Source organism: Variovorax sp. CCNWLW225, assembly GCF_037204045.1.
Classification (GTDB): Bacteria; Pseudomonadota; Gammaproteobacteria; order Burkholderiales; family Burkholderiaceae_C; genus Variovorax.
The window spans coordinates 1-26,131 of the sequence record NZ_JBBCBV010000023.1; the positions used below are offsets into that span (position 1 = coordinate 1).

Here is a 26,131-nt window from a genome sequence, read left to right on the forward strand (position 1 = left end):
TTGGGCTTGCGTGATCTCCATACCCGGAGTTTCCGATATGAGCCTGGAGTCACGCCAGTAGTGTTAACACGCCCTAGAGGATTGCACTATTTCATTTATGACACAGTAAGACTAGGCGTCTCAAAGGCGAACGCGATACCAACTATCGCTAGAACAAGACCTGCGACCTCGATCATTGGGCGTCTCCGAAAGTTGCGCATTCTGTCCACTTCATGCGAGATAGCCTATCCCTATTTTTTCGAAGACAGACTTGCCCACATTCAGGATCAATACGCGCTAGATCAGGGAAATCCTTAGTCTCAACCTCGAAACTCGCCTGTCCCATGACAGTCGTTCAAGGCTACTACCCAGCCATGGGGAATGCTCTTACTTGCCCCTCATCCGACCTCGAGCGTCTTGCACGGCATTCTTTCCCGATGGAATTCCGACCATTCTTCCGTCGGAGCCTTGAACGGCCCGAGACCCGCTCCGAATTGCCACCATTCGCCCATCAGACCCTTGGACTCCCTGAGCGCCGCTGGGAATTTCCACCATTCTTCCGTCGCTGCCTTGAAGCCCTTGCGCACCTGAGCGAATGGCGATCATTCGCTCGTCGCTCCCTTGTAGACCTCGACCGCCGGAAGGTATAGCGACCATTCGTCCGTCACTTCCTTGAAGACCACGACCGCCTGGTGGGATGGGAACCATCCGCCCGTCGGAGCCTTGCAGCGCCGTCCAACCGTCTGGTATGACTATCGCCATACCATCGCTACCTGTCAGCGTTCGTTTCACGGCGTGACTCCGATTGTTTATGAAGGTCGAATGATGGTCGCATTCTGCCGTCGAAATGCCATGGTGCGGTGCATGCATGCAGTTCAGTCGGGATCAACTCGGATTCATCTCTCTCTGGTTGGGCAGCCACCATATCGTGCTCAGTGACCCAGACGAGTTGTGTCGGGCAGCGCTGCTCGGGCTGGGCGTCGCATTGGTTGCAATGCCGCATGCGTGAGGACTGCTCCGAGCGATCTGTTCGCGACTGCACGTATGACGGCGCTGCCTATGCGGCTCCGGTGGCCGCCGGTGATCTCGGCGCGAACGTCTGCCATTTCATCGGTGGTGAACTCAGCGCTAGCAGTTTCCGACAAGCCATAGCGCTGACATCATGCGTGAGCGCCACTCTGGGCGCGGGAGAGCATGTTCGATACGATGGCCTGCCCCTCTGCGGTGTCCATCAGCTCTTCAGGTCGTCGCTCACCGAGAGCGGGCAAAGGCTGATCGAGCCACTGGGCCACCCATGTCGCCGCATCGAAGCCGTCGGGATCTCCGGAGGTCTCGACCATGGCTTGTGCTTGCCCAATGAGGCGACTGATTCCCAGCACCCTGGATGACTCTTCGGTCGACAAAGGCTGATTCTTCCTGGCCTTTCTATGAATGGTCGCGCGCGGCAGGCCAAGAATGGCGAGCAGCTTGTCTTTCGACACGCTCATTTCACTGGCCACCAACTCGATCAAGAATGTGGGTACACCGTGTTTGATCAGTTCGACATGCTCGAGGGGATCAATCTTGAAGAGGCTGACGAAGTCAGCTTTTGCGAGTTTCTTCGATCCGACCTTCGTGGTCCAGACGGACGTCGATTTCGCAGGCAGCAGATCTGTTGCCTGCGGGATCAGACGTGTCATCTTGGACGCCCCCTTAGTCATGATTGGATAGCTCCACGAGCTGCTTCAATGACGGAAGGTTTCACGTCGATGATCAGGGCAGGATCGAACGCCTTGTTCTCGATCCTGCCGCTCCAGTTCACATAGCCACGCGGATTACTCACGACTCGGCAAGAACGCACTCGATAGTCGAACTGCTGATGTGTGTGTCCGTGCACCCAGAGCACGGGAACTTCAAAGAAGGAATCCGGAAGCTCGGTGACGAAGGCGCCTGAGGACCAATCGTCAGCGTAGCGCTGCGCCAGTGAACCGCGATGCGGCGCATGGTGCGTCACGACCACTGTCTGTCCGGCGAACGGCTCCGAAAGCCTGTTTCGCAGCCACGCGCGCTGTGCCTGATGAATCCGAAGCGTGTCCGCCGCCTGGAGCTTTCTTCCTTGCTTGTAGCGCCAGGTATCGGGCTCCGCCGACTCGTCGACCGTGCGGATCAGCGCGTAGTCGTTCAGCAGATTGGTCGCCATCTTCATGGCACGCCCGACATCGCTGACCGGACCCTCAGGCGTCTCGATGGCGAGCGCGAAGTCGGTCCACAGCGTAGCGCCAAGGAAGCGCACGCCATCGATCACCAGTTCGTCGCCGTCGAGCAGATGGACATTGCTTCCATCGGCCCCGCGGCGCGCTTCAGCCAATGTCGTGTCAGTTCGTCCATCGTAGTACTCATGGTTTCCGAGCAGATAAATCACCGGCTTGCCGCGAAAGCGATCCGCCGCCCAATGGACGGCGCGCTTGGCCGGTGAATGAATGTCGCCGGCGAGAATGACCGCATCGAAATCGAGATCAGGCACCGGCTCGAAGGGGGCGAACTCGAGGTGAAGGTCGGAAAGAATCAGCACTTTCATCGGGATGCCCCTTCAAAGCGAGCGCGAAGTTCGGCACACGCCTTGTCGTCGAAGCCGACGAACGAACTGCACACCACCAGATGGTCCTTGCAATGGTCGAACTGCCAATACGCATCGTCGAGCGCAACCCAAGGTTCGTCGACGGCATCGTGGAGCTGGAGCCAGGCAAGGATTTCTCCTTCGCGCTTCCTGTACGGCGGTGGAAGCCCGAAACCTGAGTGTGGCGTAGCTCCAAGGATTCGAGCTCGGATGTCGCTGGAGAATGGTTTCAGCAAGGACTGATAGAGAAGCTGCTCGCGCCAGGATGAGCTGATCACGATCTTCACGTGTGGGAACTCGCGCAGCAATGCCTCCAGGCGTGGCAGGAAGCAGAAGTCGGCGCCACCGTTGAGAATGTGATCTTCCCCTTCCGGATGCAGCACACCGTCGAAGTCGAGGAACAGGATCACTCTGAATCTCCTAGCCCATATCCACCGGCCCTCATACGACACCGCCGTGTTGAATCGCGATCAACATCGATCGCACTCTGTCAGCGCCGCCCCCGACAGCGAGCGTCGCCGGCGTTTGACCATCGAGCAGCTCGTGCGGCTTGTCCAGCCAGGCTTGGGCCGCTGCGCCGAACACCTGAGTAGCGAGATCGAGCACGTCTTGTGGAGGCCCTCCCGGCCCAGGCTCATCGCGCGGCCAAGTCAAGTGCGATCCCGTATCGACCCCGAAGGCACGGAAAGGCGCCGCGGCAGGCATCAGACCCTCGCCGACATAATCGACGCTTCGGTGATGATGACCGTGGACCACCAACTGGACGCCGAGCTTCACGGCGAGTTCGTCGATCGCCTTCCAGCCGTGTGGATGGGCCGACGGCGCCTCGTGCGCCACCAGGATGTCAGCGGGTCCGCTGCGCAGCAACCGCTGGTACTCATCCGGGAAGATGGAGGACCGGTGCTTGCGGGAGATGCCGTCGCGCCACCGCTCATGGCTCTTCATGGTTCGGCGCATGGCGTCGCTCGATTGGAACGCCGCCTCGTCGATCGGCCGCCGAGGATCCCAGATCTTGCTGCGGAAGATGCCTCCCAAGCCAGCGACCTGGTAGCCAGCGACGGAGACGATGCGGCAATGCAGACTTCGATCTGCGAGGTCCGATTCGAATAGATTCTGGTAGTCCAAATCCCCGTCCGTATCGTGATTCCCGTGTATCCAGTAGACCTCGGTGAGGGACAGGATCGACTGCAGCTCGATCTGCAGAGGTCGACGCGCCTGAATGTCCCCCAGCAGCACGATCGCCTCAGGCTGAAAGCGCTCGACCGCGGCAATCACGGGGTCGAAGTCGCCGTGGGGGTCGCCGAAGAACATCAGCTTTGGCGCGAACCGCTCGTGCTCGGGTCGCGCATGGAGGTCCGATGGAATGAGTGGTTTCATTTCATATGCCGGATAGCGGTTCATCGGCCAACCGCGAACCGCAGGAAGTGCGAGCGCAGCTCCTGGAAGCTGTCTTGATCGAACGCACGCTTGGGGTCGGTGAGCACGAGCCGTTCGAAGCCTGCTTCAAAGCTTGAAGGCCAATCGTCAAGCGCGACCCACTCTGCGTCACCGCGACCGTTCCCCTCGAGCCAGGCTTGGATCTCCAGCTGGCGCCGGTGATGGACGGCCGCGTTGGGGTCGAGCTGCGGCGTGGCTCCGATGATCCGATCCCGGATGTCATCGCTGAAATACTGCTGCAGTTGCTCAACGCTGTCGGCGAGTCGCCAATCCGAGGAGATGACGACTTCGACAGAACTGAACTCCCGAAGCAGCTCTTCAAGCAGCGGCAAGTGGCTGAAGAACTTGCTGCTGAACGAGTAGTCTGTACCAACAGGATGAAGAACACCATCGACATCCAGGAACAGCAGGGCGCTGGAGTCGTCAGTGCGGGTGGTGCGCGGGTATGTCATCCAACGAACCCGGCCTGGATGGACTTCAGGAGATTGAGCACATCGGCGGCCCGCCCTTCGGCCACCAGCGCTTCAGCCGTCTTGTAGTTGAACGGTGCGAGTGGTTCGTTCCTGTACCGGAAGATAGCGCCCTGGAGGTCGCCTCCCGAGGCTGTCGCCACGGCAGCCAGCACTTGCAGGCTCGTGCGGATATGCGCCTGGATGCTCTGCGTTCCGGGAGCGTGAGTGACCGTGCTTCGGTGGACATGTGCTTCTCTGGCGAACGAAGCGATATCCAGGCCCATCATCTCGACGAACTTCGCCGGCGACAGGATCTGGCGCTCATCCACCACTTCGCAGAGCTGCTGGGCCAGACGTTGGTAGTCTACGGAGCTCATAGATTGACAACCAGCTCTGGGTTGAACTGCTTGTTTTCGTGCTCTCGGCCATGTCGCACGTACCCTCGCGGGTTGCACACCACCCGGCAGTTGCCGACGCCGTATCTGTGGCTCTCGTGGAGGTGGCCGTGCACCCAGAGTGCCGGCACTTCGAAGAAGGAATCTGGAAGCTCGCTCACAAAGGCTGGGGATAGCCAGTCGGACTGGTAGTGCGGCGCGAGCGAGTTTCGGTGTGGGGCATGGTGGGTCACGACCACCGTCGGCCCTGCAAAGGGCTCGGCCAGCTTTTGGGCCAGCCAGGCACGGTCACTGAAGTGGAGCGTCCGTGTGTCCTCGGGCGTCAATCGGCGTTTCCTGGGCTTGGCTGCCGCCGGAGCATCGGAAGGTGCCAGCACCTCGGCCCACCGGATGGACGAGTAGTCATTGAGGTGGACCTTGGCCGCCTTCATGGCCCGCTCGGCGTCGACCACAGACCCGGCCTTGGTCTGGATGGGCAGTTCGAAATCGGTCCACAGGGTACAGCCCAGAAACCGGACGCCGGCGATCACGACTTCGCCTGGCGCCAGCAGATGCACGTTGCATGCGGCCGCGGTCAGTGCCATCTCGTTGAGAGACGTCTGCATGACGCCCTGATAGAACTCGTGATTACCGGGCACAAAGACGATGGGAACCGCTTCCCCAAGGTTTTCCGGCCGGCGAGCCCAGCGCATGGCCTTGGAGCCGGGCACGAAGATGTCGCCCGCGAGGATCACGACGTCGTAGTCGACCTCCGGAACGAGAAAGGTACCGAACTCGAGGTGCAGGTCCGAAAGGATAAGCAGCTTCACGTCACTAGCCCTCTTTCTTCTGCAGGACACTCACGACGCCGCTATCGAGAACTGGAGATTCCACGCTTTGCCACCGACATGGACCACCTGAAGATCGGCCGAACAAAGCCGCCGGTCTCGAAGGCGAAGTGCATGCGTCAGACGCGAAAGGTGAACTTCCGACGCGTTTGATCGCAAAGATCAACGGCTTCAAGTCGGCGTGTGATCCGCCAACAAACGCCAATGTGGGCGCTGTGCCCCAAGGAGAGAGAAGGAAGCGATATCGGCTGAACATTCGGAGCTCCTAAAAGGAGCCAAACGTCAGCTCCTTAAGACTGGTGAACGGGGACGAGCAGAGGTGATGCCACTACCGCTATTCGGTTCGCCGACTGGCCTGAACATTCCGAGCGAATCACCACGTGCACAGCCACGCCCGCGTCGATGCTGGCGCGTTTGACGGTTGTGAAAGAAGGGCCGGACATGGGAATTCGCAGATTTCCAAAGTGAGCTGTGTCAAGCCATCTTAGCTGTAGACACAGCAAGCATGCAACCGGCCGACGATGATTCCGGACGTTCTAGAAGCTCTGAATGCAACTTCCGCAACTCCGTGGCTGAACGAGACTGCTGATCTTCATGTGCAGGAAGAAATTTATCGCGCCCGATTTTTTCAAATTTGCCGCGAATTTAGTTTCTCCGTAAAGTAGTACGGCACGAAGGAAATATTCAACCGCGACAATGACTTACGGAAGAATTTCTTGACTTTAAATGGCTTCGAAATCAGAATTGGCTCGTGAGCACTCAGCCACCCTCTGCAGTTGCTAGTCCGTCCCAGTCCGGGACTTCGACGGCACAACGCGCACAGAACGACGCTACCGTCGAGCAGCGTACGTTCGAGCTTCTCTTTGCAAAGTATGGACCGCTGGTCTCAGCCGACGATGCTTGGAAAGCATTGAGCTTCCCCACGCTGGACTCGTTCAACCGGGCCATCCAGCGCAAACGTCTTCCACTCAAATTGATCAGGCCTCCCGGACGCCGGAAGGCCTTTGTTTCGACGTCAGACTTGGCAGCGTACTTGGCGAGACTCGCAACTGAAGTCACCGCCTGAGGAGGACTACGCCCCCAGAAAAGCAAAACGCCGACCCCCTTTCGAAAAGCCGGCGCCCGCCGACACCTCATAGATAGATGTCTAAGGTTTTTGGACGACCCTAATGACAGTATCTCCCTGGGACTAGGTGGCGTCAAGGCACGTCACACCCTGTCGAACATCGACGGGAACCAGGAGAGATCATGGAAAGTCCCCGGCACCCAGACGCATCAGTTTCACCCCCACTTTCTCAGCGGAAGTGGATCGAATCTCACCGCCTCTCTAGGACCTGGCTGCAGGCTCACCGAAGACGCACTGCCGTGTCCGCGGGCGACCCGCAGTCGAGTGACTGCAGCACGAACCGACGAGGGTGGCCGTTAGATGTTTGTGGCGTCATTGCCAGTCACGCGCAGGCAGTGACGGGCAATCGAACGAGCTCCCACGACGGCCCCGTTCGCGGTCGAACTTCGCTGGAGCCCAACGATCTTTCGCCATCGCATGGAAGGTCCCTTCCATGAACCAGCGCGTACTCGGTTTTCGACCGGAGAGATTCGTCGCTTCTTCGCGGCGCCCTCCCCCTCAGGCTGGGCGAATGACATGGACAAAGCTATATGCCCTGATCAAAGCGGGCTACGGGCAAGGTCATTTGCATGACTACCTCCCCTACCTGAGGGTGACCAAGAAGGATTGGTCTGATAAAGCCAACATGGGCCATCACAGGAGCGCTGCGTTCGGACATACCCACCACTACAGAAGCTCAGGAGAAAGATGGCTGATCCATTTACTCAAGTGGCTAGGTGCATACGATGCACGCGACCAGTACCCGATGTGGCCATGGGCGCATGAACACCCCTTGTGTGGGCTCCCGGGGTTCTCTTCCGACATAGAAGTACCAGGCACGCTTGAAATTGCACGGGCGAGGGCCATCAAGCTGTGGAAATACGTCGGCTCAGATGTTCCCTATGTCTACACCATCGACATCCTCTCCACTTGGAGGCACGAGAGTGGAGAGTTCGAGCTGATCGGACACGATTGCAAGCCCGAAGAACAGGTCAAGAGCGCCCGCCCATCCAGTCGACTGCTCGCCAAGCTCGAGTTGATGCGATCGTATTGCAGGACAGTTCAATGCAAGTATGTTTTGACGCACCCGGAGCTTATCGGGCTCCACCTGCAGAAAAATTTGGGGGCGCTTGATCCTCGGCTGACGCAACAGCAGATCGAGGCTCTCAGGTCGAGCTCACTCTATCGGCACACCGTCGATCATTGCTTGCGCTGGGCGTATCAGATGCCTGCATCAAAAGCTGGCGAAGAGGTAGCAAAGGCCAACAAATATCCCCCCGCAGAAGTGTTTCGTGCACTGCGTGCCGCGATATGGTTTCAAGACCTCGATCACGACATCTCGGTGCCACTCGAGCTGTACCAGCCACTCATTCGTGGTGGCCTCGAGCTACGTTCGAATCTCTTCGAACGCTGGTGCAAGGAGCGGCAATGAGCGATATCTACGACTTGCCGTTTGCACCGCTTGCTTTGGTCGATGACGTTAAGGGATCAAGCTTCTTCGGTGGTCCTTGCCGAATCCTCGGTTTTAACAAGACAACAGACACCGTCTGGTACATCGAATGCCCTCGCAATCGCCGCCAAAAAGAGCATTCGAACAAGATGCGCAGCTACGTCAAGAAGCCTCAAAAGAAATCATTGAAGCTTTTGAGCAGCCTCTTTGAAGGATCTAATCGAACCGCAATAGTTCTCAGGGTCAAGGAGGAGATCGTGTCTGATACCGACCTCCTGGCACAGATGAAAAACCCCAAGGACCGAGCTCGAGTCGAGGCGTACATAGAGCATCGCGACAAGCGATACGACATCATCTCCCCCTTACTCAGGATCGATGGAAACGGAAGGATTCGAACCTTCGCCGAGATGATCAGCGATGAGTCGCTGCCGGAGAGAATTCGAATCAGAGCGGCGGAGACGGGATGCGCCACGTCGCAGGTGTACGCCCTACTCCATCGATTTTGGGCGGGTGGCAGCCGACGAAACGCGCTGATGCCCGGCTACCCCAGATGCGGCAATCCTGGGAAATCGAAACCGCAGAACAATGCACTGGGGCGGCACTCGCGGCTATACAAAGCGGGACTTACTCCCGTGAAAGGGTATCCGCTCGATCGATGCAAAGGAGCTGATGCCGAGGAAGACGAAGAAAGTGACAAACAGAAACTCGCATGGGGGTATCGCCTCGTCTGTCACGAGATTCCTCCCCATGACGCCTACCTGGTGACGATGGCTTCTCACTGGGCGACTCACGAGGTACGGCCGGATGGCAGCGTATACGCAAAGCTCTTCCCGATACATCTACGCCCTACATACGCACAATTCGAGCGCTGGGGAAAGAAGCTCAACAAGAACAAGTCAGTCGCGCAGATTTACATGGGCGACAAGAAATGGGAGGAGCAGAACGTCGCTCGTGGTGGATCCGTTCAGGACATGACATCGTCTGTTGGTCAGCTTGGAGTTTTTGATGGCACCTCCAACGACAACTATCTCTCTTCGATCGAATCACGCCTGAAGAAACTCCCACCCATGACGAGATCGGTCCTCAAAGAGAATCGAAGCACCGTCATATTCGGGTGGTTTTTAGGATGGGAGAGTCCATCCCCTGCGACGGGCCTTGAGACAATTCTTGTCGGAGCAAGCTCTAAGGTTCCGATTGCTGCACGCGTTGGAATCACCATAGAGGAAGACCAAATCCCAGCTCTCCTCTGCAGAAACTATCTGGTCGACAACGGAGAGTTGAAAGCAGAAAAGCCGACGGAAGCCGAGGTTCAGTTCGGCATTGATATCGAATACACCCCCACATACAGCGGCGCTCGCAAGGGGAATATCGAGTCCGATCATCACACCGTGCAACTGCAACTCGACCATCGCCTATCCGGCACGACGTTCGGCAAACAACGGGAACGTGGGAAGGATCATCCAGCAGTACACGCCCTCTTCAATTTTCGAGAGTATTTGCGCGAGCTGATTCTCTGGATCATCGACTACAACAACGAAGAAGTGATCGAGCTGGCACCTGTCGAGATGCTGCTGAAGAACCCGGAGATCACCCCCACTCGGTTGAACATATTCAAGTGGCTGAGAGCACATGGGCAAACGGCCGAGGTCCCGTACACGATCGAATCGCTCCGAGCCTTCATGTTTCCGGAAGTCGAAGCCGTCGTACGCAAGAACGGGGTCTATTTGGTCGCACTCGTCAATGGCCGAAAGAGACTGATCCCCAAGATGCGATTCAGCAGCCCTGAACTCTTGGCGAGCGGCCTCCTATCGGCCGTCAAGTCGAGCGGCAAGTCAATTCCTACAAATCTGCGAATGGCAGAGACAAACATGACGGAGGCATGGCTACCTACGCAAACCGGAATGCTTCACTTGAAGAACGCATCTCCTGACTCTTCACTCAAGCACATTCCTTTGATTGATTGGATTCAGTTTTTGGAAAAGCACGAGCTCTCGAATGACCTCAAACGCGGAGAAAAAGAGCAGGCCGCGGCGGAACGCGTCGTCAATCGGCTTTCGACCATCGATCACGCTCGCGAGGAGCAGAACGCTGAGATCAAAGCGTTGTCCCGCCCACCCACAAAAAAATCCTACTCGGCCAATCTGACGCGAAACATGAAGGAAGAGATGGAGTTTCTGCGTCGTCAAGATCAGCAGTCCAAGCAAAGCTCATCGCCCCCTTCAGATGCGGAGACAAACGACACAACCAAAGGCGAATCCGATCTGCCAGAACACTCAAACGCGGCGTCGGAAGCAATGGATGCCTTCAATCAGGAGGAGTTTTCCGCATGACGAATGCTACTGTCGACCTTCGGGCCCGGCCTGAACTGGCTTTCGGCCCCAACCCCTTCTTCGAGGCGATGAATCCACATGTCGAGTTCGACGCTTGGGGTCGAGTCCTTCGAAACTACCCTCTGGAACATCACGATTGGCGTCAGGTTCCTCTGCCTGCAAGAACCGCACTATTGAAATTCCGAAGCCTTCACTTTGCCCCGGTGCGAACTATGTTCGAACCGGCCGATGGCCTTCAGGAACTCATTCGACGTTCGTGCATGATGCTGAACCCTACCAAGGTGGAGAACCAAGTTCGGGTCAACAAGCTCCTCGTGAGTGAGACCATGCCCCAGATGCGCATCTACTCCTCGTTGGACGGCGCCGGGGGCATTTGGCAAGGGATGACTGGCACGATGAAATCCTTCACGGCCAAGCGCGTTCTCGAAGTCTGCGTGCCGAATCCTGTCGTGGAGTACGGGCCGTCACAGGTGTGCGGCTGGATCAAGCTGACACAGATCATGTATCTGTATGTCGACTTCCCTTCGAACGGCACTCGGGGAGGTCTGCTCAAGCGCATCCTCTATCAAGTTGATCAGCTCATTGGTACTGACTACTCGTCAGATAACGCCCGCTCGGTAAACATCGACTCACTGTTGGTCGCGGTCTGCAAGGTGCTCATCAGTCATCGGGTCTTGCTGCTCGTCATCGACGAGAACCAGGAAGCGAACTTCGAAGATAGCCAATGGAAGATCCAGTTTGTTCTCTTCTATCTCTCGCTGATGAACTTCGGAATCTCGATATTGCTCTTGGGAAACCCGTTGGCATTCGCCAATCTCGACGCCTACTCTCAGGTGCAGCGCCGGTTCGAGGTAGGCGGTCGACATGATTACCTTCCGGCGGCATCGCCCAAGACAGTCTGGTGGGCGAAGGATCTCACCCCCAGAATGCGTCAGTTCTCCCTCGTCGATGACTGCGATATCTTGCCGGAAGAGCACGACAAGATCGAGTTCGGGCACACAAGTGGTCTACCAGGGCTCGTTGGCCTCCTCCAAGATGCCAGTCAGCGGAACTGTCTTCGCCGCAAAGGGGCCAAGGCGATATTGACCCGGGAAGACTACGAGGCTGGGAGCCGCTCCCCCAACTTCACCCGGGCCAAGAAGCTCGCCCTTGCCATCCAAGACGGCGACGTATCTGAGTACATCGATATTCCTGCACTGCCGGAGGATGACAATGCGGGTGGGAAGGCCACAGCCAAAGAAGATCAGAAGCAGGAAACCTTCATCCCAAATGCGCACGGGATCGCTGCGATTAAGAGGCTTTTGCGGAACTACAAAGCTGAAGTCACTCGAGTAGGGAACAAGCTCACTGCAGACCTTGAAATCCTAAGGCAGTGTTCGCCAGATGACCTGCGCATGTTGGGCGTGACGCAGAAGATGTTGAATGAAGCGCGAAAAATCGAAGATCAATTCTCCCGCGACAAAGGAGCCAAGTCACGGGGTCAGAAAGCAGAAGAGAAATAGCAAGTCGCAGCTCATCGATATCCATGATGAATCTTCCGGCTATTGAGAACGACGAGACGCTCTACAGTCTGTGTGCTACAGCGCATTCGATGAGCGCATCTTCCAGTTCACAGAGGAGCTCTCTTTCGCTGATAGGGACTTTGCACGGAACTCTTCAGCACGATCTCCCTGCCTCCATTCAGTGGCTTGTGGAATGTCGATTGGCAGAAAAAGACACGGCATCGAAAGTGGCGCGCAGGCACAGCATTGCAGCCTACTACTTCCCATTTGTTTCCCCTAGCAGATTGCCACTGATCTCCGACCTCTGGCTTGCCGGGAAGACAACTCATGCGCGCAGGCTGATTCAAAGCTCCTCAAGAACATTGCCTGTGGCGCATCCACTCAAGTGGTGCGGAGCCTGTATAGAAGAAGACCTCAGAAAACTGGGCCGCTCGTACTGGCATGTCGCGCATCAGTTCCCGACGACCTGGCGATGCAGCCGGCATGATTTCTCACTTGCATACATTGAGGGTCGGCACAAGAGATGGCTATTGCCGCGATCATGTCTGTTGCAACGATCTGCTACCGTGCCTTCAGGGAATGCCGCAATGGCCTCAATCCTTTCAACCGTTGGCGAAACGGCATCCAAGCTTGAATCGGTGCAGATTACGAGCATTCGTCAAGCGACCCTGAATCGACTCCAGGCGATGGGCGTGATTCACAGCACACGACGCGTACACCATGACCGAGTCCTCGCGTGGTTTCGCTCGAATCCTCTGTCGACATTTCTCCGGCAAGCCCCTGCGGGTCTCGCGAGGTTCTCCGAAGGAGAATGGATAGCGCCAATGCTTTGGCGTCAGAAACGCAGCAATGCTGTTCGTTGGGTGCTTCTTTGGTCCGCGTTAGATTGGAGCACCTCCGCCGAAGCCGGAGCATTTTTTTGCGACGCGGCGTCCGCCTTGCCGATCGTTCGTGCAGGACAGATCGAACTCTTTGAAGAGGCCCTGCCCACCCCCAATACTCCATTCAAGGTTTCAAGTGTTCTCGAATCGGCCTCCTCCTATGAAGAGGCAATGCGCATTCTTCAAGTACCGCGAAATCAGATTGCGCGATGGCTGGAAGCTGATCCAGAGATGCGTGCACGTTGGCGGCAAAGACTTCAGAAAGAGCGCGTAGAAGGTGCTTTGCAACGCCTTATCGGCTCAGTCCTTCGGGATCCCTCTATCTCATCTGCCGCTTCTCTATCCTCCGCGGATCTCCGCCTTCTCAAGAGCCATGCGCCGCAGGAATACGAGGCAATCACCTCGCGCCTAGCTTCCTTTCGACCGCGGCAAGGGACGCTTCCGTTTATCAACTGAGCTCTTGAGTAACGCAGGCTGCCCCTGTTTCGGCTTGCCCCACCAGTCATCGTGCCTTCACTTCCCCCAGTTTTTTGACAAGCCATTTAGGGCTGTCTTGTCTCAAAAACAGAGTCGCCACGCGTCCGGCTGTCGTAACTTCTTTCGCTGTCAGTTGAGGATTAAGTTCGATCAATTGCGAGATGTACGTTTTGCAGCAGTTCCTTCTATCGACAGTGCTAGCGTATCGGCCCTTCAGGGGCGTATCCGGCCACACAAATGGCGATGCACCCGTGTACCACGAAGGCACAGCTTTGTTGACCGCCCGGCGACGGGATGGAATCATTGCGTCGAACCAAACCTTATCGTTTCTTTCCAGAAAATCCGATGAATTGGAATGGCCCAACAGCCTAATCTGCGTACGAGAAACCTGCGGATTCTCTCGCAACAGGTCAAGAATTACCGCCCGGTGTTTCTCACGCTTTTCTTCGAGCGTCTTGCCCCGCGTATGAATTCGGGCAGGCAGGATTGCTTGCAAATGTGGGCGATCATTTACGAACAGCCATTTATGCTCAGTCGGATGCGCCGCTCTGAATGCGTTTAGGTTGCAGCCAGGATTCAATCTCACAAATTCATCAAGAACTGCGCGATATCCCGGCTGCATGGACAATCGCAGTGCATGCTTTCTTGCTTCACGCTGGCTCGCCCTCCAATTGTGCAACCTCTCACTAACTTCAAAGCCAGGCGGGATCGAACCCTGAAATGCTACTAGCTGTTGATATGCCCCACCATAGTCTCTGCAGAGTCGCAAAGGACTTACACCGTTCAGCAGCAGCTTCACGAATCCAGCAGGGATGCCCTGTTCTACAGCCTTCAACTCAAGCGCGTCCGCATCTGTCAGATGCTGCTGAAACGATGCTTCCGATCGATCAATGAGCCCCATCCTCGTGAGTTGGTCGCCTACCAGAATTCGCGAGAGAAACTGACGTGGTAGAGAAAGCAAAGAGAGCTGGTGCACCACGGACCTCTTCGATATTGCATCAACGAGATGAGGCGCAACGTTTGGCTCCCGACCATAGAGATTTTCTAGTTGGCGGTGCACGTCGTTCGCCAACTTCTCGATGGAGTGCTTCGTTTGAAGATCTTTGACAAGCGCGAGCCAATTCTCAGGGCGCAAGTACTCTTGACTTCCTGAAAATATCTCTTCACACAGCTTGGTCAATGCCGCAGGGGACGATGCGCTTGAATGACGATTCGCATGATGAGCTTGTTGCGAACCACATGAGCGGCACACCTGTCCTGGAAGCCTGAAATGTGTGCCTCGATCAAGAACTTCACCACAGTGCGAACAAGAATGCACGAGCGTGACTTGATGAGCGGCGCATACCTCAACGAAAGGCAACTGATGGATGACTCGCCATATCGGAAAGCCGGAAGTCTTCGCATCTAGGCTTGCACACATCGGGCAGTACTTCATCCTCGATGATCTACTGGGACCGAGATACACGAGGCGCGGATAGACGACGGAGGTCTCACCGGTCATCGAATCCCCCGTCATCCTTTGCGTCCATCCAAACTCGACTGAAGCCGGAACCAACCGGGAATAGAAGCCCCATACAGAGTGATTCATCAGCACATCCTGATAGGACAGTGTTCCATCCCCAATGCAGTCTGTGGCATCCTGCAACCGACGTCCAAGGACGTTAGCGTGCTTGGGCGAGGCGGCCGATCTGTAAACCGTGTCACACGCGTTCTCGAACGACGTGCCCATGCTGCGCCCTACGAAAACAACCGTGCTGTAAAGCAATCCTCCTGGTGGTAGCACAGGCAGGTATGGGGGTCTTCTGAACTCTATTTCGTGATCGGCTTGAGCCAGTTTCCGATTTTGGCGATTTTTTTGAACTATTCCGGACACGGGCAAGGAGGAAGATTGCATAGCTCTCCGAGGGGAAACTGGAGCTTGCTTGTTGCGAACTCTATTAGTGCTTCCCAGGGTGAGGTCGAGATCGAGAGAGGTCAAGAACGGACGGCCGGAGTGAAAACAACGGCGTCCATTCTGCCCCGGGGCGGCCGATCCGCCCGTCGGCCGGGGCAGGTGACTTCTTCTTACTTGCTGGCGCGCATCTGGTCGCGCAACTGCTTGATCTGGTCGTGGTTGCGCTGAGCCCCTTCGGCCTGCTGCTGGATGATCGCGCGCACGTCGGCGGGCAGGTCTTCCTTCAGCGCCTTGCGATAGCGCGCCACGGCGGCGTCTTCACCGCGCTCGCATTCCTCCAGCATCGAGAGCGCGCTGTTCGCGCCGACCGAGCCCTTCGCATGCACCCAGCCGCGGTGCATGGCACCGCTCACGGTGCCGCCGTCGTCGGGCGAGCCGCCGAAGCGCCGGATGAGCTGAACCAGTTCGCCGGCTGCCTTGGCGCATTCCGCCGAGCGGTTCTGGAACACCTGCTTCAGTTGCGGAGAATCCACTTCCTCCGCGCAGGCCCGGAAACCGTATTCGCCGTCGCGCGTGTTCTCGAGCAGATCGTTCAGCACCTCGACAACGTCTTCGCTGTTCGCGGTTTCAGCAGTGTTCGTGTAGTTGGCCATGGAATGACTCCTTCGTTTGCCTCGTGAAGAGGCGGGTTGAAAATTGCCGCGCATGCATGCCCGAAGGCGGTCGCATTGCGCTGGTCCCAGGACGAATGGTGGTCGCGCGGATCGGGATCCGTGTCGGCTTCGCCCGACGTCCCCTGTAGGGGTTCTTCGGGGCATCGATGCCGCTTCAATTCACTCTTCGCGAAACGGTTTTTCGGGCCGGCCAGGCTGGCTGTAGGGCGAGCTGCCGTGGTTGTCGGTTTCACCCACGCCGGCATCACCCGGCGTCGGCGGCTTGCGCTGGCCTGTGATTGAGGGGCCGTTGTTGGGGCCGACGGGATCGCCGTTCTCCGCGGGCGTTTTGGCTTCGCGCTTCATGCTTTTCTCCGCGGGTGTGGGCTTGCGGTACGCGGCCGAGTTCGCTGCTTCATTCGGCGTGGCGGGCCGGTCCGTGGTCGTGGATCTGGTCACGCTGTGTCCTTTCGAAAAGCTTCACCGTGCGACGCGCCGGTGCAGCCGTGCGTAGGAAAGCGTCGCGTCTTCGGCGCAAGCGCCCGGTCATCGGGCAAGCAGGCACGCAACCGGCGCAAGGACGGTGTTCCTGCCTACAAGCACACCGTGGTGTTGCGCGCGAAAAAAGAGGCTTCAGTTTTCGAGGATTCAATTCATGGCCAACGACGTATCGCGTTCCGCGCCTCGCCCTTTGCGGAAGTACGGTCTTGCCGCCGCGTTGCTGCTTTCGGTGGCGGCAGCGGGCGCGCAGCCCACCGGCAACCCCAAGGGAACACGTGCGCCCCCCATCAGCGATTCAGCCGAACCGCAGGGCGCGCGCCCGGCAGACCAGCCTCGCGGCTCCATCGACCAGGGCCCGCTGGGCTCGGACAAGGGCCCCGCCAGTGCACGCACGCAAACCTCGCGTCCGCCCTCGACCGCCACGCCCGGGGGCATTGCGCCTTCTCGCGACGGCGACCCTTCCAAGGAGCAGCGCGGCAGCGACAAGCGGCATGCGCGGCCCGCGCCTCAATAGATGAACAGCGAGCCCTACATGACTTCCACTACCCAGATCGATGCACGCGTCGTCGGCCCCATGGAATTTCGCGCGGGCGACGGCCCGCAGCTGAAGATCCCGGAAGGCAACTGCCAGATCCTGATGGCGGACGACAGCGTCGTCATCACGTGGACCGAGAACGGCCAGTCGCTGACCGCCGCCATACCGAAGATCGAGTTCGATCGCTACATCCAGGACGGTGCGATCGTGCTGGGGAGGGGTTGAACACCCCTCCGTTCAATCGCGCACCCTGGCCGCCGTGTCGATCGCCTGGGTGTACGAGGCGGCTTCTTCTTCGGTCATGGAGCCTTCCAGTTCCGCCAGTTCGAGCCGCTCGAAATCATAGGAAATCCATTCGAACAGGTGGGACTTCGGCATGTCGTCGAGGCTCTCGCAATCGCTCCACGATTGCAGCCGCGTGGGAGCGCTTTCCAGCAGCATGCGCAGGTACAGCGCCCGCGCAACCTTGATCTCGGCAATCTGGCGCGGATCGTCGATGACGACGCGCAATTCAGCCAGCGCCTGCTCGCAGTGCAGCACGCGGCGGTGAGCCTCGCCCAGGAGTGCTTCGGCCTCATCGGGGGCATGTGCCCTTGCCTGCCAGGCGCGGGCGAACTCACGCGCAATGCGGGCGTAGGCAAGCTGCTGAAGGCTCTGGAGCGCGCAGTCGAGTTGGCGTTGCATGGTCATGGCCGTATCCACCCAACCCCGCTTCAGGCGGCTCTGTCTTCGCCGTCTTCTTCGTCTTCGGGCTCGCCCGCCTCGTCGGCCAGTTCGTCCGGCATGCCGACATCGTCCTGGTCGACGGATGCGGCCACGTCGGCCGCGCTGCTAGGAACGATGCCCGGCAAGATGTCCGCGTCGGGCTCCACCGGCGGTGCGTCGGCCGATGCGCGCTCGCCGGTTCCTTCGGCGTCGCTGCTGCTTTCATGCGCCACCGGAACCGCGCCTTCGGCGGCATCTTCGGGAATCGCGGAACGCTCGCGCGAGGTGCGCACATCGCTTCCGCTGTCGCTCGTGTCGCTGGGTCCAAGGCTGTCGACGTCCGTTCCCTTCGGTTCCGCCGGCGGATAGTCGCCTCCCAGGATGCTGCTCGTGGCCATGGCTTTCTTCACTTCATGAAAAACGTTGATGAACGACGCAAGGTTGATTCCTCGCGTGCTTCAGACTGGATAGCCGCGGCTTGGCTGCGCGTAGGAAATGCGCGCATCCGGAGCGCAGTCATTCACGGAGATTGCTCATCAGCAGTGGGTACCCTGGTCCATCGAGGCTCCGAGCAAGGGCGACGGGAGATTGGCGCCTGCTCCTACGCAAGGGCCGGGCGAGGCCGGTAGCCTGCGTCTTTCCGCTCTTCACCTGAGCTCTCCACTTGAATTTCCATTCCATGAAGAACCTTCGCTACCTGATGATTGCCGGCGTCGTTGCGCTCGGTGCCTGCGCCAACACCTCGACGCCTCCATCGACCGCCACCGCCGAGAACCGGCCCGACCCGACCATCCTGCTGGTGCCGGTGCGCATCGAAGACCCGGCGCTGGCTTCGGGCTGCTGGGCGCAGTTCTATACCGGCCGAAACTTCCAGGGCGACATGCTCACGCTGGTGGGCCCCGCCGAGGTCCAGAGCATGGACCGGGGCACCGCAAGGCAGCTCAAGCGCGACATCGACAGCGTGAGCGTCGGCCCGCGCGCAACGCTGCAAGTGTATGAGCACGCGATGTTCAGGGACCGCACGGTCAACTTTCCGGCCAACAGCCGCGAAGGCGGCCTCATGCGCAAGCTGGGCTTTGGCGGACGAATCGAGGCGATGAAGCTCAGTTGCTCCTGAGCGAGGGCCATTGCGGCCGCTGCGCCCGGCGCAACAAGCCTCAGGCTTGCGCTTCGGTCAAGGCCTGGGCGGCCACCACCGCTTCGGTGCGGTTGCGCACATTCAGCGCACGGAAGATGGCTGCAAGGTGAATCTTGACCGTGCCCTCGCTGATGCCCAGGCTGCGCCCGATGAGCTTGTTGGGCTTGCCTTGCGACAGCAGCTGCAGCACCTCGACCTGGCGCTCGGTGAGCACGCTGCGCAGGTGCTCCAGCGTTGCCGCTGATCCGCCCGCGGCGCGCGCGTCGCCGTTCTGCGTCGGTGCCACGCCGGCCACGATGCCCGGCGGCAGCGCCGTCAGCATCATCGGCGGCACATACACGCCGCCCGCCAGCACCAGCCGCACCGCCGACAGCATCACCTCGGGCGAATAGGCCTTGGGAATGAAGCCGAGCACGCCGCGCTCGAGGGCGCTTCGCATGATGGCGGGGTCTTCGTAGCCGGACAGCACGATCACCGGCACGGCCGGGTGGCGGCGGCGAATCTCGTCGATGTGGGCCTGGCCGTCCGCGCCCGGCATGTTGAGGTCGATCAGGGCCAGATCGAGCTCGTCGTTCGCGCCGGCAAGCAATTCGTCGACGCTCATGGCCAGGACGAATTCAATGCCGGGTTCGAGCTCCGACAGCTTGGCCTTGACCGCCTCGATGACGAGCCGGTGGTCGTCGGCGATCAGAATTTTCATGGCGTGTCCCAGTGTCCCAGCGTGCGTTGAATTCAGCGGAAGCCGAAGATACCGGCGATTGCCCCGCACAGCAATACCGCATCGACCCACGAACGGCATAGACCCCAAGCGATATGGCGCCCGCCGCGCCTCGTTTGGAAGAATGAACGCCCATTCGAAGGAACCGGGGACATAGGCATGCGCCATTGCTGCAGACGCCGGTGCAAGGCATCCTTCACCACGCAAGCGCAGTGAGCGGGGCACGGTTCATGGCCCGCCTGCTCGACAGTTTTTCGGCCTTCGTCTCGTTCGGCCTCGCCCTTGATGCATCCATTGCGGCATCGGTTGCCGGCGGCCGTGCCACGCTTTCCCATGATGCTGCACAGCAACAAGCCCGCCGCCTTCTCGACGAGGCGCGTGCCGCCGCCGGTGCATCGGGCACGCCTGCTGGGCAGGTCGAATCCGCCGCGTTTGCCATGGTGGCCTGGATCGACGAGATCCTCGCGCGCCATCCCGGTACCGGAGGCGATGCCGCGCCGCTGCAGATGCAGCTCTTCAATTCGAACAACGCCGCCAGCGAGTTCTTCCACCACCTCTCGGCGCTGACCGCGCAGGACGACGAAGTGCGCGAGGTCTACTGGCATGCGCTGGTGCACGGCTTCAAGGGCCAGTATTACTTCGAGAATGGCGACCAGGGCGAGCTCGGCAAGCTGAAGGAGCTGCACAGCCGGCAATTGCGGCTCCAGCCGCTGGCGCTCGGCAGTCTGGTGCAGGACCACATCACGCCCCAGCCCTATCGCGTGGCCGATCCGCCGGGACCCTACGACGCGCGACGCCGCGACCGAGCGCTACTGCGCGCCACGGCTTCGCTCACGCTGCTGCTGCCCCTGCTCTACCTTCTGTGGTGGCAGTGGCTCGCCGGCCCCTCCACCGCCGAGCCGCCCCTGGCCGGGCGAATCGAACAGCATCTGCAAAGCTACGCATGCGCCGATCTCGCCGCCACCGCCCGCAAGGACGGGAGCCTGCGCGTGAGCGGCTTCGTCTCGCTGCCCGCGGACCTGGACCGGGTCGAGCGCGAAGTGGCCGCAATACCCGGCGCAGGGTCGCCCACCTTCGACATCGAACTGCGCGCGTGGCCGCATTGCGAGGTGTTCGCAATCCTCAAGCCCTACCAGCTGCGCAACCGAGAGAAGGCCCTGGGACTGGCAATGGACGTTCCCACCGCCACCAACGGCGAGCTGCGCGAAGGCGACAACGTGCGCGTGCAGGTGTCGGCACCGGGCCACGACAGCTACCTGTGGATCGACTACTACACCGCCGACGGTTCCGTCATGCATCTCAACGCCGGCCAGTCGGCCACACGGCTGCGCGCGGGCGAAAGGCTCGAACTGGGCCGCGACATTCCCTCGAGCTGGCTCGTGGGCCCGCCGTTCGGCCGCGTGCTGGTCACGGCGGTCTCGTCGCCCGTGCCGCTCGCCGCCATTGCCGACCGGCCGCCCTTCGAGCTCGCGTCGGCCTATCTGCTGCGGCTGCGCGAAGCGCTTGCGGCCGGCAAGGGAAGCGTACGGCTGGTGGCCGACTTCGTGTTTCTGGAAACCGTCCCGCGCTGAAGCGCAGCGAAGAACCGCGACGCCATCGCCATGACCGCCGTTCTTTCGCCCTTGCATCTCTTCTGGCTCCTGCTTGCGCTCTGCCTGGTGGGCTTCGCGCTGCTGTACGGGATGGTTCGCGATGCGGGCCGCGGTGCGCGCCGGCGTGCGCTGCAGCGGCGCATCGACGCGCTCGGCCCCTGGGCCGCCGAGGCCGACGAAGCCGCCGTCCCGGCCATCAGGGAAGCCATGTCGCGCGCCCGGCAGGCCCTTCGCCAGCCGCCGCGGCCACGCGACGCACCGGTGCCGTGGTTTCTCTTCCTGGGCGACGCGGCCGCCGACCTGCCGGGGCTGTTCGCGGCCGCAGGCGCCGAGCGCCTTGCGCCGCCGGACAGCGAGCCCTTCGGCGAACCCTACTGGCGCTGGTGGCTGACGGGTTCGATGGCCGCCATCGAACTACACCCGGCCGCTGTGAGCGACAAGGCCAACGAGCCGCACACGCGCGGCCTCTGGCTCCAGGCGCTGCTGGCGCTGGCCGAGCGGCGCGAGCGATTGCCGCTCAACGGCGTGGTGGTGTGCGTTGCAGCCAGCGAGTTGCTGCGCACGGACACCGCAAGCATGAAGCATCTGGCAGCCAGGATGCGGCGCCTGCTCGACGAGGCCGGCGACACCCTGCGCCTGCAGTTGCCCGTCTATCTTGTCGTGACCGGGCTCGAACGATTGACGGGCTATGCCACGCTGCGCGGCGCGTTGCCGCCCGAGGTGCTGGCGCAAGCCGTCGGCCACCGGCTGGTCGAGCCGCTCGCCGCCAACGACACGGCCGCCGCGCGGCTGGATGCCCTGTTCGACCCGATGGCGCAGCAACTGCATTCACTGCGCATGGCGCTGCTGCGAGAGCAGCCGGGTGCATCGGGCCGGCTCGCGATCCATGAGTTCATCGAGGCGATGCGTGCTCTGCAACCCGCACTTCGCCAGGTTGCCGATGCCTTGTTCGAGAGCCATGGCCGCGGTTCGCGCGGGCCGCGGTGGCGCGGCCTCTATTTCACGGCCGCCGCATCGGGCGCGGCCGGCGGCGCATTCACGGCCGACCTGTTCGGGCGCTTCCTGCCCGCCGACCAACCGCTCGTGCGGCCTGGGCGCCCGTCGAACGCGAGCACGCCGCCATGAAACGGCTACTTGCTCTCGACGCGGATCTGGCGCGCGCCGAAGGTCACCGTCATGGCCTGGGCCTTGCCGGTTTGCACGGGGCGCACTTCGCGCCAGCGCGCACGGTCCAGGTCACGGAACGCCGCCATCACGCCGATGGCCTTGGCATCGGGCGGGAGGGTGAGATCGAGCTTGCGGGTCTCGCCGGGGCGCAGCAGCATTTCTTCGCGCTGCACGAGCTCTGCGCCCAACGTGGCCTGGTCTTTCTCGAACAGCGAGAAGAAGTCGGCGCCTTCGAACGGGCCGGGCGACTTCAACGCATACACGCGCACCGTGAGCGGCGAAGCGCGGCCGCGCGCATCGGGGTTGGCATCGGCACCCGCAACCAGCGTGATCGACACCGTCGTGACCACGGGCTTGGGTGCGCAGCCTGCGAGCAGCACACCCGTCAACACCAGGCCAGAGGCCAGTGCAAGGCGCCGCGAGACCGCAGCGAGAGAGCGTCCATAGGACGAATGGCGTGTACCCAGCGTGCGCATGCTATTCCCTTCGTTGCATTGACCGGTTCTGCTGCATCTTTGATTATCACCAGCCAACTCGAACAGGCAACATGCTGACCAACGAACTTGTCGAAGCCCTGCTCACGCCCATCGGCGAGGCATCGCCATGCGGCGACGATCTGGAGTACGACGCGGCCTTTACCGCGCTGGCCGCGGCTTCAGAGCGCAAGCCAGAGCAGCAGTTCGGCGACACCGTCATCCCAGCCGTGGAGCCGGAGTGGCGCGATGTGGCCGAGCAGGCCGACGCCATCCTGCGCCGCAGCAAGGATGTGCGTGCCGCGGTGCTGCTCTTGCGCGCGGCCACGCGGCTGCAAGGCGTGCCCGGCTTCAATGCGGGCCTTCAATTGCTGACAGGCCTGTTCGACCGCTTCTGGGACGGCATACATCCAACGCTCGATGCCGACGACGACAACGACCCCACCATGCGGCTCAATGCGCTGGCACCGCTGTGGGACGAGAACATGGTGCTGCGCGATCTGTACGACGCGCAGGTGGGCATGGCGCCTGGCGTGGGGCAGATCCGCGTGCGCGACATCGCCATTGCGCATGGCGCGCTGAACGCCGCGGGCGGCGAGGCCACCTATTCGATGTCGCAGATCCAGGGCGGCCTCGAGGCGCTCCAGGCGCACCAGCCCGAGCGGCTGCAGGCCGCGATGGAAGTGCCTGCGCTGGTCGAGAAGCTGCAAGCGCTGCTGCTCGATCGCACCGGCCGCTCCGACGCCATCAACCTCGGCGCATTGCGCAACATCGGCCGCGTGCTGGCCAAGGCCTGCGGGGCCGCCTCCGGCGCTGCAGACGCGGGCGGCGCGTCTGCAGCGGACGAAGGCTCCGCGCAACAGGATGCGGGCGCCGGTGCCGCTCGCCCCGCAGCCATGCGCGGCGAGATCCAGAGCCGCCAGGACGCGCTGCAGATGCTCGACCGCGTGATCCGCTACCTGGAGCAAGCAGAGCCCGGCAATCCCGCGCCGCTCCTGATCGATCGCGCCAAGAAGCTCATCGGCGTGAGCTTCCTCGAGATCATGGCCAACCTCGCGCCCAACGCGATGGACACCATCGAAAACGTGACGGGCAAGCGCCCGTCCGAATAGGCCAGCCGCCTCCCTATCAACTCACCGACCCATCCCATTCATTCCCGCAAGGAGCATCGCCATGGCCAAGAGCAGTCAGAAATTCATCGCCCGCAACCGGGCGCCACGCGTGCAGATCGAATACGACGTGGAACTCTACGGCGCCGAGAAGAAGATCCAGCTGCCGTTCGTCATGGGCGTGCTGGCGGATCTGTCCGGCAAGCCGGCCGATCCGCTCGCCCCGGTGGCCGATCGCAAGTTCCTGGAGTTCGACGTCGACAACTTCGACTCGCGCATGAAGGCCATGAAGCCGCGCGCCGCCTTTGCCGTGGAGAACTCGCTGACCGGCGAAGGCGACCTGAAGGTCGAGCTCACCTTCGAGAACATGGAGGACTTCTCCCCCGCCGCCGTCGCCCGCAAGGTCGGCGCGCTCAACAAGCTGCTCGAGGCACGCACGCAGCTGTCGAACCTTGTGACGTACATGGACGGCAAGGGCGGCGCGGAAGAACTGCTCGCCAAGGTGCTCGAGGATCCTGCGCTGCTGCAGACGCTGGCCGCCAGCAAGAAGCCCGAAGACAGCGCGCCCGCCGCCTGACCCCTTTCGACAGACACACCGGATTCCGAGGAGAAACACCATGGCCGACGCACTCGAACAACAGAGCGCACTGAAAGACGTTGCCTATGCGGGGAGCGACTTCTCGTCGCTGCTGCAGAAGGAATTCAAGCCGCGCAGCGACGAAGCCAAGAGCGCCGTCGAAGCCGCGGTGCTCACGCTCGCGCAGCAGGCGCTCTCCAACAGCACCGTGATCGGCAAGGACGTGACCAAGTCGATCCAGGCCATGATCGCCGCGATCGACGCCAAGCTCACGGACCAGGTCAACAAGATCATTCACCACCCCGACTACCAGAAGCTCGAGAGTGCTTGGCGCGGCCTGCACTACATGGTGAACAACACCGAGACCGACGAGAACCTGAAGATCCGCGTGATGGACATCTCCAAGCAGGATCTGGCCAAGAACCTGAAGAAGTTCAAGGGCGCGGCGTGGGACCAGAGCCCGATGTTCAAGAAGATCTACGAACAGGAGTACGGCCAGTTCGGCGGCGAGCCCTTCGGTGCCATCGTCGGCGACTACCACTTCGACCAGAGCCCGCCGGATGTGGAACTGCTCGGCGAGATGGCCAAGATCGCCGCCTCCGCGCATGCGCCCTTCATCACCGGCGCGAGCCCCAACCTGATGCAGATGGAATCGTGGCAGGAGCTCGCCAATCCGCGCGACCTGACCAAGATCTTTCTCACGCCCGAATACGCCGGCTGGCGCAGCCTGCGCGAGTCGGACGACTCCAAGTACCTGGGGCTGTGCATGCCGCGCTTCCTGGCGCGCACGCCCTATGGCGCCAACACCAATCCGGTGGAGGAGTTCGACTTCGAGGAAGACACCGCCGGCGCCGACCACAGCAAGTACGCCTGGGCCAATGCGGCCTATGCCATGGCGACCAACATCAACCGCTCGTACAAGCTCTACGGCTGGGGTTCGCGCATCCGCGGCATCGAGTCGGGCGGCGCGGTGGAAAACCTGCCGCTGCACACCTTCCCGAGCGACGACGGCGGCGTGGACCAGAAGTGCCCCACCGAGATCGCGATCAGCGACCGGCGCGAGGCCGAGCTCTCCAAGGCCGGGCTGCTGTCGATGATCCACCGCAAGAATTCCGACTTTGCGGCCTTCATCGGCGCGCAGTCGCTGAACAAGCCCGCCGAGTACGACGACCCGGACGCCACCGCCAATGCCAACCTGGCGGCCCGCCTGCCCTATCTCTTTGCCTGCAACCGCTTTGCGCATTACCTCAAGTGCATCGTGCGCGACAAGGTCGGCAGCTTCAAGGAGCGCGAGGACATGCAGCGCTGGCTCAACAAATGGATCATGAACTACGTCGACGGCGATCCGGCCAATTCGTCGGAGATCACGAAGTCGCAAAAGCCGCTGGCGGCCGCCGAAGTGGTGGTGGAAGAGGTCGAGGGCAACCCGGGCTACTACACCTCCAAGTTCTTCCTGCGCCCGCACTACCAGCTCGAAGGCCTCACGGTCTCGCTGCGGCTGGTTTCCAAGCTGCCCACGGCCAAGGGAGCCGGCTGAAAAGTCTTTCGAAATTCTTGAAATTCCCGATTGCGTTTTCGTTCTCTCAGTAGCTGCCGCGCATCGCTCCCAAAGGCAACCTGCCGGCAGCCCTTGTCTTC

26 protein-coding genes are annotated in these 26,131 nt (G+C 60.7%); 12 read left to right on the forward strand and 14 right to left on the reverse strand.

All coding sequences use genetic code 11. The features are described 5' to 3' along the window. Positions 1 to 1,139 precede the first annotated feature (1,139 nt). From parS to V9L20_RS24405, 7 genes are read right to left on the reverse strand one after another with little or no spacing between them, the layout of a single operon-like run. The gene (gene parS, locus V9L20_RS24375; protein ID WP_125966996.1) at positions 1,140 to 1,658 is read right to left on the reverse strand and encodes a type II RES/Xre toxin-antitoxin system antitoxin; all 519 of its coding nucleotides are present in this window, start codon (positions 1,656 to 1,658) and stop codon (positions 1,140 to 1,142) included. A 17-nt stretch (positions 1,659 to 1,675) separates the two neighbouring features. After that, positions 1,676 to 2,536 carry a metallophosphoesterase gene (locus tag V9L20_RS24380; RefSeq protein WP_125966997.1) on the reverse strand — a complete coding sequence of 287 codons (861 nt, stop codon included), beginning with the start codon at positions 2,534 to 2,536 and terminating at the stop codon, positions 1,676 to 1,678. Next, positions 2,533 to 2,985, reverse strand: coding sequence for an HAD domain-containing protein (locus tag V9L20_RS24385; RefSeq protein ID WP_125966998.1), 453 nt, complete (start codon positions 2,983 to 2,985; stop codon positions 2,533 to 2,535). Before V9L20_RS24385 ends, V9L20_RS24380 begins: the two co-directional genes overlap by 4 nt. Positions 2,986 to 3,016: 31 nt before the next feature. Next, a complete protein-coding gene (locus tag V9L20_RS24390) occupies positions 3,017 to 3,952 on the reverse strand; it encodes a metallophosphoesterase (RefSeq protein WP_125966999.1) in 936 nt (311 codons plus the stop codon). Between the two features lie 20 nt (positions 3,953 to 3,972). Next, the gene (locus V9L20_RS24395; RefSeq protein WP_125967000.1) at positions 3,973 to 4,464 is read right to left on the reverse strand and encodes an HAD domain-containing protein; all 492 of its coding nucleotides are present in this window, start codon (positions 4,462 to 4,464) and stop codon (positions 3,973 to 3,975) included. Then, a complete protein-coding gene (locus tag V9L20_RS24400; protein WP_125967001.1) occupies positions 4,461 to 4,841 on the reverse strand; it encodes a DUF2384 domain-containing protein in 381 nt (126 codons plus the stop codon). The genes V9L20_RS24395 and V9L20_RS24400 overlap by 4 nt, the downstream gene beginning before the upstream one ends. Continuing rightward, positions 4,838 to 5,668 carry a metallophosphoesterase gene (locus V9L20_RS24405; protein ID WP_125967002.1) on the reverse strand — a complete coding sequence of 277 codons (831 nt, stop codon included), beginning with the start codon at positions 5,666 to 5,668 and terminating at the stop codon, positions 4,838 to 4,840. Before V9L20_RS24405 ends, V9L20_RS24400 begins: the two co-directional genes overlap by 4 nt. A gap of 1,655 nt (positions 5,669 to 7,323) precedes the next feature. On the opposite strand from V9L20_RS24405, the gene V9L20_RS24410 reads away from it, so the two are divergent. The 4 genes from V9L20_RS24410 to V9L20_RS24425 are packed head-to-tail and all read left to right on the forward strand — an operon-like array spanning position 7,324 to position 13,410. Continuing rightward, the gene (locus tag V9L20_RS24410; protein WP_337298561.1) at positions 7,324 to 8,223 is read left to right on the forward strand and encodes a hypothetical protein; all 900 of its coding nucleotides are present in this window, start codon (positions 7,324 to 7,326) and stop codon (positions 8,221 to 8,223) included. After that, a complete protein-coding gene (locus tag V9L20_RS24415; RefSeq protein ID WP_125965527.1) occupies positions 8,220 to 10,571 on the forward strand; it encodes a hypothetical protein in 2,352 nt (783 codons plus the stop codon). Before V9L20_RS24410 ends, V9L20_RS24415 begins: the two co-directional genes overlap by 4 nt. Continuing rightward, on the forward strand, positions 10,568 to 12,073 hold the full coding sequence (locus V9L20_RS24420) for a TniB family NTP-binding protein (protein WP_125965526.1): 1,506 nt from the start codon (positions 10,568 to 10,570) through the stop codon (positions 12,071 to 12,073). Before V9L20_RS24415 ends, V9L20_RS24420 begins: the two co-directional genes overlap by 4 nt. A 23-nt stretch (positions 12,074 to 12,096) precedes the next feature. Then, the gene (locus tag V9L20_RS24425; protein ID WP_125965525.1) at positions 12,097 to 13,410 is read left to right on the forward strand and encodes a TniQ family protein; all 1,314 of its coding nucleotides are present in this window, start codon (positions 12,097 to 12,099) and stop codon (positions 13,408 to 13,410) included. Positions 13,411 to 13,456: 46 nt separating this feature from the next. Here V9L20_RS24425 and V9L20_RS24430 read toward each other — a convergent pair whose 3' ends face one another. The 3 genes from V9L20_RS24430 to V9L20_RS24440 form a co-directional block, all read right to left on the reverse strand. Further along, a complete protein-coding gene (locus V9L20_RS24430; protein WP_125965524.1) occupies positions 13,457 to 15,325 on the reverse strand; it encodes a TniQ family protein in 1,869 nt (622 codons plus the stop codon). A 170-nt stretch (positions 15,326 to 15,495) separates the two neighbouring features. Further along, positions 15,496 to 15,978, reverse strand: coding sequence for a ferritin-like domain-containing protein (locus tag V9L20_RS24435; protein ID WP_337298562.1), 483 nt, complete (start codon positions 15,976 to 15,978; stop codon positions 15,496 to 15,498). 180 nt (positions 15,979 to 16,158) lie between these two features. Continuing rightward, entirely contained in the window at positions 16,159 to 16,437 is a 279-nt protein-coding gene (locus V9L20_RS24440; protein WP_258503815.1) for a hypothetical protein, read from the reverse strand. Between the two features lie 196 nt (positions 16,438 to 16,633). Between V9L20_RS24440 and V9L20_RS24445 the strand changes: the two genes are divergently transcribed. Further along, positions 16,634 to 16,993, forward strand: a complete 360-nt coding sequence (locus tag V9L20_RS24445; RefSeq protein WP_337298563.1) for a translation initiation factor IF-2 — start codon at positions 16,634 to 16,636, stop codon at positions 16,991 to 16,993. Between the two features lie 18 nt (positions 16,994 to 17,011). Further along, on the forward strand, positions 17,012 to 17,239 hold the full coding sequence (locus V9L20_RS24450; RefSeq protein WP_157611813.1) for a hypothetical protein: 228 nt from the start codon (positions 17,012 to 17,014) through the stop codon (positions 17,237 to 17,239). Positions 17,240 to 17,251: 12 nt separating this feature from the next. On the opposite strand, the gene V9L20_RS24455 is transcribed toward V9L20_RS24450, so the two are convergent. Both V9L20_RS24455 and V9L20_RS24460 read right to left on the reverse strand, forming a co-directional pair. Next, a complete protein-coding gene (locus V9L20_RS24455; RefSeq protein WP_337298564.1) occupies positions 17,252 to 17,704 on the reverse strand; it encodes a hypothetical protein in 453 nt (150 codons plus the stop codon). A gap of 23 nt (positions 17,705 to 17,727) precedes the next feature. After that, a complete protein-coding gene (locus V9L20_RS24460; protein ID WP_337298565.1) occupies positions 17,728 to 18,117 on the reverse strand; it encodes a hypothetical protein in 390 nt (129 codons plus the stop codon). A gap of 281 nt (positions 18,118 to 18,398) precedes the next feature. Between V9L20_RS24460 and V9L20_RS24465 the strand changes: the two genes are divergently transcribed. Beyond that, the gene (locus V9L20_RS24465) at positions 18,399 to 18,836 is read left to right on the forward strand and encodes a beta/gamma crystallin domain-containing protein (protein ID WP_258503811.1); all 438 of its coding nucleotides are present in this window, start codon (positions 18,399 to 18,401) and stop codon (positions 18,834 to 18,836) included. Between the two features lie 40 nt (positions 18,837 to 18,876). On the opposite strand, the gene V9L20_RS24470 is transcribed toward V9L20_RS24465, so the two are convergent. Beyond that, the gene (locus V9L20_RS24470; RefSeq protein ID WP_258503810.1) at positions 18,877 to 19,557 is read right to left on the reverse strand and encodes a response regulator; all 681 of its coding nucleotides are present in this window, start codon (positions 19,555 to 19,557) and stop codon (positions 18,877 to 18,879) included. A gap of 248 nt (positions 19,558 to 19,805) precedes the next feature. Between V9L20_RS24470 and V9L20_RS24475 the strand changes: the two genes are divergently transcribed. After that, positions 19,806 to 21,146, forward strand: a complete 1,341-nt coding sequence (locus V9L20_RS24475) for a DotU family type IV/VI secretion system protein (protein ID WP_337298566.1) — start codon at positions 19,806 to 19,808, stop codon at positions 21,144 to 21,146. Between the two features lie 30 nt (positions 21,147 to 21,176). Further along, entirely contained in the window at positions 21,177 to 22,292 is a 1,116-nt protein-coding gene (locus V9L20_RS24480; RefSeq protein ID WP_337298567.1) for a type VI secretion system protein, read from the forward strand. 5 nt (positions 22,293 to 22,297) lie between these two features. Here V9L20_RS24480 and tssJ read toward each other — a convergent pair whose 3' ends face one another. Beyond that, positions 22,298 to 22,810 carry a type VI secretion system lipoprotein TssJ gene (gene tssJ / locus V9L20_RS24485; protein ID WP_258503807.1) on the reverse strand — a complete coding sequence of 171 codons (513 nt, stop codon included), beginning with the start codon at positions 22,808 to 22,810 and terminating at the stop codon, positions 22,298 to 22,300. 71 nt (positions 22,811 to 22,881) lie between these two features. Here tssJ and tssA point away from each other — a divergent pair, with 71 nt between their 5' ends. From tssA to tssC, 3 genes are all read left to right on the forward strand, one after another. Beyond that, positions 22,882 to 23,919: a type VI secretion system protein TssA gene (gene tssA / locus V9L20_RS24490; protein WP_337298568.1), complete on the forward strand. Its 1,038-nt coding sequence runs from the start codon at positions 22,882 to 22,884 to the stop codon at positions 23,917 to 23,919. A gap of 61 nt (positions 23,920 to 23,980) precedes the next feature. Continuing rightward, entirely contained in the window at positions 23,981 to 24,493 is a 513-nt protein-coding gene (gene tssB, locus V9L20_RS24495; protein ID WP_157611805.1) for a type VI secretion system contractile sheath small subunit, read from the forward strand. 40 nt (positions 24,494 to 24,533) lie between these two features. After that, on the forward strand, positions 24,534 to 26,030 hold the full coding sequence (gene tssC, locus V9L20_RS24500; protein WP_258503805.1) for a type VI secretion system contractile sheath large subunit: 1,497 nt from the start codon (positions 24,534 to 24,536) through the stop codon (positions 26,028 to 26,030). Positions 26,031 to 26,131: the final 101 nt, after the last annotated feature.

What these genes read in the sequence shown, in the direction of transcription:
- V9L20_RS24465 (WP_258503811.1), top strand. Translation starts at nt 18,399, where the DNA reads ATGAAGAACCTTCGCTACCTGATGATTGCCGGCGTCGTTGCGCTCGGT.
- V9L20_RS24450 (WP_157611813.1), top strand. Translation starts at nt 17,012, where the DNA reads ATGACTTCCACTACCCAGATCGATGCACGCGTCGTCGGCCCCATGGAA.
- V9L20_RS24400 (WP_125967001.1), bottom strand. Translation starts at nt 4,841, where the DNA reads ATGAGCTCCGTAGACTACCAACGTCTGGCCCAGCAGCTCTGCGAAGTG.
- V9L20_RS24420 (WP_125965526.1), top strand. Translation starts at nt 10,568, where the DNA reads ATGACGAATGCTACTGTCGACCTTCGGGCCCGGCCTGAACTGGCTTTC.
- V9L20_RS24430 (WP_125965524.1), bottom strand. Translation starts at nt 15,325, where the DNA reads ATGCAATCTTCCTCCTTGCCCGTGTCCGGAATAGTTCAAAAAAATCGC.
- V9L20_RS24390 (WP_125966999.1), bottom strand. Translation starts at nt 3,952, where the DNA reads ATGAAACCACTCATTCCATCGGACCTCCATGCGCGACCCGAGCACGAG.
- V9L20_RS24445 (WP_337298563.1), top strand. Translation starts at nt 16,634, where the DNA reads ATGGCCAACGACGTATCGCGTTCCGCGCCTCGCCCTTTGCGGAAGTAC.
- V9L20_RS24380 (WP_125966997.1), bottom strand. Translation starts at nt 2,536, where the DNA reads ATGAAAGTGCTGATTCTTTCCGACCTTCACCTCGAGTTCGCCCCCTTC.
- V9L20_RS24435 (WP_337298562.1), bottom strand. Translation starts at nt 15,978, where the DNA reads ATGGCCAACTACACGAACACTGCTGAAACCGCGAACAGCGAAGACGTT.
- V9L20_RS24460 (WP_337298565.1), bottom strand. Translation starts at nt 18,117, where the DNA reads ATGGCCACGAGCAGCATCCTGGGAGGCGACTATCCGCCGGCGGAACCG.
- V9L20_RS24425 (WP_125965525.1), top strand. Translation starts at nt 12,097, where the DNA reads ATGATGAATCTTCCGGCTATTGAGAACGACGAGACGCTCTACAGTCTG.
- tssC (WP_258503805.1), top strand. Translation starts at nt 24,534, where the DNA reads ATGGCCGACGCACTCGAACAACAGAGCGCACTGAAAGACGTTGCCTAT.
- V9L20_RS24410 (WP_337298561.1), top strand. Translation starts at nt 7,324, where the DNA reads ATGACATGGACAAAGCTATATGCCCTGATCAAAGCGGGCTACGGGCAA.
- V9L20_RS24395 (WP_125967000.1), bottom strand. Translation starts at nt 4,464, where the DNA reads ATGACATACCCGCGCACCACCCGCACTGACGACTCCAGCGCCCTGCTG.
- V9L20_RS24470 (WP_258503810.1), bottom strand. Translation starts at nt 19,557, where the DNA reads ATGAAAATTCTGATCGCCGACGACCACCGGCTCGTCATCGAGGCGGTC.
- tssA (WP_337298568.1), top strand. Translation starts at nt 22,882, where the DNA reads ATGCTGACCAACGAACTTGTCGAAGCCCTGCTCACGCCCATCGGCGAG.
- tssB (WP_157611805.1), top strand. Translation starts at nt 23,981, where the DNA reads ATGGCCAAGAGCAGTCAGAAATTCATCGCCCGCAACCGGGCGCCACGC.
- V9L20_RS24480 (WP_337298567.1), top strand. Translation starts at nt 21,177, where the DNA reads ATGACCGCCGTTCTTTCGCCCTTGCATCTCTTCTGGCTCCTGCTTGCG.
- tssJ (WP_258503807.1), bottom strand. Translation starts at nt 22,810, where the DNA reads ATGCGCACGCTGGGTACACGCCATTCGTCCTATGGACGCTCTCTCGCT.
- V9L20_RS24475 (WP_337298566.1), top strand. Translation starts at nt 19,806, where the DNA reads ATGGCCCGCCTGCTCGACAGTTTTTCGGCCTTCGTCTCGTTCGGCCTC.
- parS (WP_125966996.1), bottom strand. Translation starts at nt 1,658, where the DNA reads ATGACACGTCTGATCCCGCAGGCAACAGATCTGCTGCCTGCGAAATCG.
- V9L20_RS24415 (WP_125965527.1), top strand. Translation starts at nt 8,220, where the DNA reads ATGAGCGATATCTACGACTTGCCGTTTGCACCGCTTGCTTTGGTCGAT.
- V9L20_RS24455 (WP_337298564.1), bottom strand. Translation starts at nt 17,704, where the DNA reads ATGACCATGCAACGCCAACTCGACTGCGCGCTCCAGAGCCTTCAGCAG.